This window comes from Acidibrevibacterium sp. (assembly GCF_049965395.1).
GTDB classification, from domain to species: domain Bacteria; phylum Pseudomonadota; class Alphaproteobacteria; order Acetobacterales; family Acetobacteraceae; genus Acidibrevibacterium; species Acidibrevibacterium fodinaquatile.
In genome coordinates this window covers 45,727-52,653 of record NZ_JBMFWJ010000010.1, presented here as the reverse complement: position 1 = coordinate 52,653, position 6,927 = coordinate 45,727, and the positions used below count along the sequence as shown (strand labels likewise).

Genomic DNA, 6,927 nt, shown 5'->3' with positions numbered 1-6,927 from the left:
TGCTGGCGTCGAGGGCGCGGGCGAGGCGCGGCCCGATGTCGCGCCCGATGTCGCGATCGACGCGGTGTTCGATAGCGTCTCGGTCGCCACCACCTTCCGCGAAACGCTCGCGAAGGCGGGGGTGATTTTCTGCCCGATCAGCGAGGCGGTGCGCGACCATCCCGAACTCGTCCGCCGCTATCTCGGCAGCGTGGTGCCGCCAGGTGATAATTTCTTCGCCGCCCTCAATTCCGCGGTGTTCACCGATGGCAGCTTCGTTTTCATCCCCAAGGGCGTGCGCTGCCCGATGGAGCTTTCCACCTATTTCCGCATCAATGCCCGCAACACTGGGCAATTCGAACGCACCCTGATCATCGCCGAAGAGGGGGCTTATGTTAGCTATCTCGAAGGCTGCACCGCCCCCCAGCGCGACGAGAACCAGCTCCATGCGGCGGTGGTCGAACTCGTCGCCCTCGATGACGCGACCATCAAATATTCCACCGTGCAGAACTGGTATCCGGGCGACGCCGAAGGTCGCGGCGGGATCTATAATTTCGTCACCAAGCGCGGCGCCTGCCGCGGCGCCCGCAGCAAGATCAGCTGGACGCAGGTTGAAACCGGTTCGGCGATCACCTGGAAATATCCCTCCTGCATCTTGCAGGGCGAAGGCAGCGTCGGCGAGTTCTATTCCGTCGCCCTCACCAACCATCATCAGCAGGCCGATACCGGCACCAAGATGATCCATCTCGGCGCCAACACCAAAAGCACGATCATCTCGAAGGGGATCAGCGCCGGGCGTTCGAACAACACCTATCGCGGTCTCGTGCGCATGATGCCGCGCGCGCATGGGGCGCGCAACTTCACCCAGTGCGACAGTCTCTTGATCGGTGATCGCTGCGGTGCCCATACCATCCCCTATATCGAAAGCCGCAATCCCAGCGCGCGGGTGGAACACGAGGCCACCACCTCGAAAATCGCCGACGATCAGCTTTTCTACTGCCGCTCGCGTGGGCTTTCGCAGGAAGACGCGGTCAATCTGATCGTCAATGGATTCTGCAAGGACGTTCTGAAGGAGTTGCCGATGGAATTCGCCGTCGAGGCGCAGAAATTGCTGGCCGTCAGTCTCGAAGGCTCGGTGGGCTGAGATGCTGGAAATTCGTGGCCTCACCGCTGAGATCGACGGCAAGCCGATCCTGAACGGTATCGATCTCTTAGTCCCGACCGGCGAGGTGCATGCCATCATGGGGCCGAACGGCTCGGGCAAGTCGACGCTTTCCTACGTCCTCGCCGGGCGTGATGGCTATCAGGTGACCGGCGGCGAGGTGCGGCTCGACGGCGTCGATCTTCTGGCGCTGGCGCCGGAAGAGCGCGCGACCGCCGGGCTTTTTCTCGCCTTTCAATATCCGGTCGAGCTGCCCGGCGTCGGCAACGCCAATTTTCTCCGCACCGCGCTCAACGCCATCCGTCGCGCCCGCGGCGAGAGCGAACTCGATGCCGTGCAGTTTCTCAAACTTGCTCGCGCGGCACTTCGTGATCTCGCGATGGCGGACGACATGCTGAAGCGCAACGTCAATGTCGGCTTCTCGGGCGGCGAGAAAAAGCGCAACGAAGTGCTGCAGATGGCGATTTTGCAGCCGAAATTCGCGATCCTCGACGAGACCGATTCCGGGCTCGACATCGACGCCCTCAAAATCGTCGCCAATGGCGTCAATGCGTTGCGCGGGCCCGGATTTTCCGCGCTCGTCATCACCCATTATCAGCGTCTGCTCGATCACATCGTCCCCGATCGTGTGCATGTTCTCGCCGGCGGGCGCATTCTTCGCTCGGGCGGGCCGGAGCTTGCGCGTGCGCTCGAGGAAAGCGGTTATGCCGGGCTCGGCCTGGAGGCGGTCAGCGAGGGCGCGCTATGACCGTCGCGATGGCAAAAACGGCGGCCTTTGCGGCAACCGACCTGCCAAGCCGCAGGCTGGAAGCCTGGAAATATACCGATCTTCGCGCGCTCGCGGCCCTGGCGCCGGTGCCAGCGCCGGCGATTGCCGAGACCGCCGCGCTTGCCGCCGATCTGCCGCCGCTTGCCGGCCCGCGTCTCGTCTTCGTCAATGGCCGGCGCGCGGCCTCGCTCTCGGTCTCGCCGCCGGTGAGCGTGAGCGACGAGTGCGCGCACGAAACTAGCCACACGCATCCCGAGCCGGCGCCGCTTGCGGCCCTCAATGCCCGCTTCGCCGCCTTGGGTGCTGCGATCCATGTGCCCGCGGGGGTTGATGCTGGCACCCTGGCGCTCGTCCATCTCACCCTCGCCGAAGACGCAACGCCGGTCTTCGTCCATCCCCGGCATCGTATCACGCTCGCGGCCGGGGCGGCGCTCACCATGATCGAATACGCCACCGGCCATGGCGTTTACTGGCATAATCCGGTCTTCGAAATCGCGCTCGCGCCCGGCGCGACCTTGCGCCACGTCCGCATCCAGGCCGAGGACCACGAAAGCTTTCACACCGCGACCCTTTTTGTCGATCTTCTCGCTGGCGCGCGCTATGACGCCTTCACCTTTGGCGTCGGCGCGCGGCTTGCGCGCAGTGAAACCCACGCCCGGCTCGGTGGCACCGGCGCGCACGCGGCGCTCAGCGGCGTGCAATTGCTGCGCGGCAACCAGCATGGCGACATCACCAGCGTCGTCGCCCATGACGCGCCCGGCTGCACCTCGCGCCAGACGGTGAAAAACGTCCTCGACGGGCGCGCCCGTGCGGTGTTTCAGGGGCGCATCGAGGTCGCACGCGCCGCACAAAAAACCGATGGCTATCAGATGAGCCAAGCCTTGCTATTGTCGCCGGAGGCGGAGATCGACTGCAAGCCGGAGCTGGAAATTTTCGCCGACGACGTCAAATGCAGCCATGGCGCAACAATCGGCGCCCTCGATACCGAGCAACTCTTTTACCTCCGCGCGCGCGGCATTCCCGAGGCGGCAGCGCGGGCGATGCTGGTGCGCGCGTTTCTCGATGAGGCGATCGAGGGCGTTGCCAATGGCGCCGCTCGCGCCCTGCTCGAAAGCGCGATCGGCGGCTGGTGGGAGGGCGCATGATGAACGCCGGACGCGACCCGGTGGCACTCGATGTCGCGCGGGTGCGCGCCGATTTCCCGATTCTCGCGCAGAAAGTGCATGGGCGGGATTTGGTGTTTCTCGATAGCGCGGCATCAGCACAGAAGCCGCGCGCGGTGATCGCGGCGATGACAGCGGCGATGGAGACGCAATACGCCAATGTTCATCGCGGTCTCCATTGGATGAGCGAGCGCACCACCGAAGCCTATGAGGCGGCGCGTGACGCGGTCGCCCGGCTTTTGAACGCGCGTGATCGCCACGAAATCGTTTTCACCCGCAACAGCACGGAGGCGATCAATCTCGTCGCTCACAGCTATGGCCACGGTGTGCTTCGTCCCGGCCAGGCGGTGGTGATTTCGGAGATGGAGCATCATTCCAACATCGTGCCGTGGCAGATGTTGCGCGATGCGCATGGCGTCGAGCTGCGCATCGCGCCGATCACCGAGGCCGGAGAATTTGACCTCGAAAGTCTGAGCCGCTTGCTCGAGGATGGCAAGGTCGGCCTCGTCGCGCTCACCCATATGTCGAACGTTCTCGGAACCTATGCGCCGGCGGCGCGGCTCGCCCGCCTCGTGCATGCGCATGGCGCGAAGCTGCTGCTCGATGGCTCGCAAGCGATCGTCCATCGCAAGGTCGATGTGCAGGAGATCGATTGCGACTTCTACGTCTTCACCGGCCATAAGCTCTATGGCCCGACCGGGATCGGCGCGCTCTGGGCACGGCGCGAGCTGCTCGAACGCATGCCGCCATTTCTTGGCGGCGGCGACATGATCGCCTCGGTCAGTTTTGCGCGCAGCAAATGGGCGCAGGTGCCGCATAAATTCGAGGCCGGCACACCGGCGATTTTGGAGGCGATCGGCCTCGCCGCCGCCATCGCCTATGTCGAAGCGATCGGCTATCCGGCGATCGCGGCGCATGAGGCGGCACTCACCGATCATGCGCTCTCGCGCCTCGCCGCGATCCCGGGCCTGCGGATTTTTGGCGCAGCACAAGATCGCGGTGGCGTCATCAGTTTCACCCTCGCTGGCGCGCATCCGCATGATGTCGCAACCCTCCTCGACCGCCAAGGAATCGCTGTCCGCGCCGGCCATCATTGCGCCGAGCCCTTGATGTATCGGTTGGGGGTGGAAAGCACCGCGCGGGCGAGTTTCGCGCTTTACACGACGCCGGCGGAAATCGATGCTCTCGTTGAAGGGCTTTTGCGCGTCTCGGAGTTTTTTGCCTGATGTTCGAGGATCTCCGCGATCTTTATCAAGAAGTCATTCTCGATCACGGCCGTAGGCCGCGCCATAGCGGCAAGCTTGCCGCCTATGATGCCAGCGCGCGCGGCGACAATCCGCTCTGCGGCGATCGGATTACGCTCTGGCTGCAATACGCGCCGACCGGCGCGATCGCGCGCGCCGGGTTTGAGGCCAAAGGCTGCGCGATCAGCATTGCCTCCGCCGATCTCTTGGCCGAGACCATCGCCGGGCTCGATGCCGAGGCGGCACGCACGCTTGCCGGCGCCATGCAGACGCTTGCCAAAACCGGGCAGGCGCCACCTCTCGACGCGGCGCTTGCCGAACGCCTCGAACGGCTTTTACCGCTCGGGGGGGTGCATGAATTTCCCTCGCGGGTAAAGTGCGCGACCTTGCCATGGCACGCGCTGCTCGCCGCCCTCGCCGGCACGGAGGATGCTTCCAGTGAATGACCAACCGAACAGCGATCCGCAGCGTGCCGCGCATGGCGCCTGGACGCCGGTGGGAGAAACCGTGCCGCCGCCCGGCGAAGACGCCGTGATCGCCGCCATCGCCACCATCTATGATCCCGAAATTCCCGTGAACATCTACGAACTCGGCCTGATCTACGCGATCGAGATCGGCGATGATGGTCTCGTCAAGATCGAGATGACGCTGACCGCGCCGGCCTGCCCGAGCGCGCAGGAATTGCCCGCCCAGGTCGAAGACGCGGTGGCCGCCCTGCCCGGCGTGCGCGGCGTCTCGGTGGAGACCGTTTGGGATCCGCCGTGGGATCCGAGCCGGATGAGCGAAGAAGCGCGGCTCGCGCTCAACATGTTTTGATACGGAGGGATGATACGATGACCATGACGCTCCGCCCCGCCAGCACCACGCCACGTCGCGGCCTGCCGCCGCTGCTAACCCTGAGCGAGGCCGCGGTCGCGCGCCTGCGCCGGCTTTATGAGAGCGGCGAGGAAGGCCGCCTGCTCCGCGTTGCCGTCGGCACCAAGGGGTGTTCCGGCCTTTCCTATCAGATGAGCTGGGTGGCAGCGCCAGGCCCCGGCGATGAGACCATCACCCAAGATGGCGTCACCGTGTTGATCGACCGCCAAGCCACTCTCTTTCTCATCGGCACGACGATGGATTATCGCGAAACCGCGCTCGAATCCGGGTTTACATTCGTCAACCCGAACGAAAAGGGCCGCTGCGGCTGCGGCGAGAGTTTCCACGTCTGATAAAGCCTTCGGCGACCTTGCGCGTCAGCGTTGAACGCGCCTCATCTCATGGCTCGGCGAGGCCGAGCCCGGCGCGAAATCGCTGGGCGAGGAACGCGCCGTCGCGCGGCGGGAGAACACGCGGCTTCTCACCTGGCGCGATGCGAATCACGGCGAAAAGCGGCCCGTCCCGGTGGATCGCGCGGGCGAGCTGATCGAGGCCGGGCTCGTCGGCGATGGTCGAGGTATTTTCCCAGCCGCAGCCTTTGGCGATGGCGGCGAGGTTGACGCCATGCGCGGTGTGGCTCGGCTGTGCGCCAGTTTCGCCGTAGCGCCGGTTATCGAGCACGACGATCGCGAGATTGCGGGCGCCGGCAACGGCGATCGTTGCCAAAGCGCCGAGGCCCATCAGCATCTCGCCATCGCCAGTGACCACCAGGACACGCCGCTCCGGCTGCGCGAGCGCAAGACCAAGGCCGACCATCGCCGCCCCGCCCATCGCCCCCCAGAGATAGAAATTCTCCACCCGATCGCCGCACGCCGCGACATCATAAGACGCCGAGCCGAGCCCGGTGACGACGAGAAGATCGTGCCGCCCGGCGAGGAGGGCGGCCACCACCGCCCGCCGATCCAAACCCTCGCTCATGGCGCCGCCTCCGTCGCAACAAATTGCTTGGCCCCGATCAGGCGTTGGGAAAAAAGCACGGCGACACTGACCCGGCTGTCATAGGCGAGGTGCGCAGCCGCGGCGACCATCGGCGCCACCTCCTCGGCCGTGATCGCACGATGGACGATGACGCCGGCGGCACGCAGCACCGCTTCCGTCGCCTGCCCCATCGGCACTTGCCAGGGATTGAACTCCCCCCATTCGCCGCGCATCGTCACCAGCAGCAACAGCGGTACGCGACAATTCACCGGCAGGGAAAGCATGTTGATGCAGTTGCCCACCCCCGAGGATTGCATGAGAAGGGCAGCGCGAACCCCGCCAAGCCACGCGCCAGCCGCGAGCGCGATCCCTTCTTCCTCCGTCGTCAAAACGATGGTGTTGAGTGACGGGTCTTCATGCGCGCGGGTGATCAGCCGGGCATGCCCGGCATCCGGGACATAGGCGATCTGGCGCACCGCGGCGCGCTTGAGGGCAGCGAAAACCTGATCGGGCCAGTCTGGCGTGTTCATGACATGACGTCTCTCCAATGGCGTGAATTTGCCCCCGTGGCCGGCGTGCGGCAAGCTTGCGCCTTGGCCGTGGGCGGCATAAAAAGAAGAGACGTTCTTTTTTGAAAAAAAGAACCAAAAAACTTTTGTCATTGTGTTTGATGGGCGATGCTGCTGGCATTGCACCAACAGATAAAAGTCTTTTTGCTTCTTTTCTTCAGAAAAAGAAGTTTTTGTTATATTTTCTATCTTTTTGTTGATTGCCATC

At 64.4% G+C, this 6,927-nt stretch carries 8 protein-coding genes and 1 pseudogene; 7 read left to right on the top strand and 2 right to left on the bottom strand.

The window, feature by feature from the left end; genetic code table 11:
* The 7 genes and pseudogenes from sufB to ACP5M5_RS05140 form a co-directional block, all read left to right on the top strand.
* A pseudogene (sufB, locus tag ACP5M5_RS05170) lies at positions 1–1,123 on the top strand (Fe-S cluster assembly protein SufB); the annotation flags it as partial.
* A gap of 1 nt (position 1,124) precedes the next feature.
* Positions 1,125–1,889 carry a Fe-S cluster assembly ATPase SufC gene (gene sufC, locus ACP5M5_RS05165; protein ID WP_427935976.1) on the top strand — a complete coding sequence of 255 codons (765 nt, stop codon included), beginning with the start codon at positions 1,125–1,127 and terminating at the stop codon, positions 1,887–1,889.
* 8 nt (positions 1,890–1,897) lie between these two features.
* Positions 1,898–3,055: a Fe-S cluster assembly protein SufD gene (gene sufD, locus ACP5M5_RS05160; protein ID WP_427935975.1), complete on the top strand. Its 1,158-nt coding sequence runs from the start codon at positions 1,898–1,900 to the stop codon at positions 3,053–3,055.
* The gene (locus ACP5M5_RS05155; RefSeq protein ID WP_427935974.1) at positions 3,052–4,299 is read left to right on the top strand and encodes an aminotransferase class V-fold PLP-dependent enzyme; all 1,248 of its coding nucleotides are present in this window, start codon (positions 3,052–3,054) and stop codon (positions 4,297–4,299) included. The genes sufD and ACP5M5_RS05155 overlap by 4 nt, the downstream gene beginning before the upstream one ends.
* Entirely contained in the window at positions 4,299–4,763 is a 465-nt protein-coding gene (gene sufU / locus ACP5M5_RS05150) for a Fe-S cluster assembly sulfur transfer protein SufU (RefSeq protein WP_427935973.1), read from the top strand. The genes ACP5M5_RS05155 and sufU overlap by 1 nt, the downstream gene beginning before the upstream one ends.
* Positions 4,747–5,133 (top strand): SUF system Fe-S cluster assembly protein, encoded by a 387-nt coding sequence (locus tag ACP5M5_RS05145; protein WP_427935972.1) that lies wholly within the window; start codon positions 4,747–4,749, stop codon positions 5,131–5,133. Before sufU ends, ACP5M5_RS05145 begins: the two co-directional genes overlap by 17 nt.
* Before the next feature lie 23 nt (positions 5,134–5,156).
* Complete coding sequence (locus ACP5M5_RS05140) at positions 5,157–5,525, top strand: HesB/IscA family protein (protein WP_427936006.1); 369 nt, start codon at positions 5,157–5,159, stop codon at positions 5,523–5,525.
* 46 nt (positions 5,526–5,571) lie between these two features.
* On the opposite strand, the gene ACP5M5_RS05135 is transcribed toward ACP5M5_RS05140, so the two are convergent.
* Both ACP5M5_RS05135 and ACP5M5_RS05130 read right to left on the bottom strand, forming a co-directional pair.
* Positions 5,572–6,150: a thiamine pyrophosphate-dependent enzyme gene (locus ACP5M5_RS05135; RefSeq protein WP_427935971.1), complete on the bottom strand. Its 579-nt coding sequence runs from the start codon at positions 6,148–6,150 to the stop codon at positions 5,572–5,574.
* Positions 6,147–6,680: a phosphonopyruvate decarboxylase gene (locus ACP5M5_RS05130; protein ID WP_427935970.1), complete on the bottom strand. Its 534-nt coding sequence runs from the start codon at positions 6,678–6,680 to the stop codon at positions 6,147–6,149. Before ACP5M5_RS05130 ends, ACP5M5_RS05135 begins: the two co-directional genes overlap by 4 nt.
* Positions 6,681–6,927: the final 247 nt, after the last annotated feature.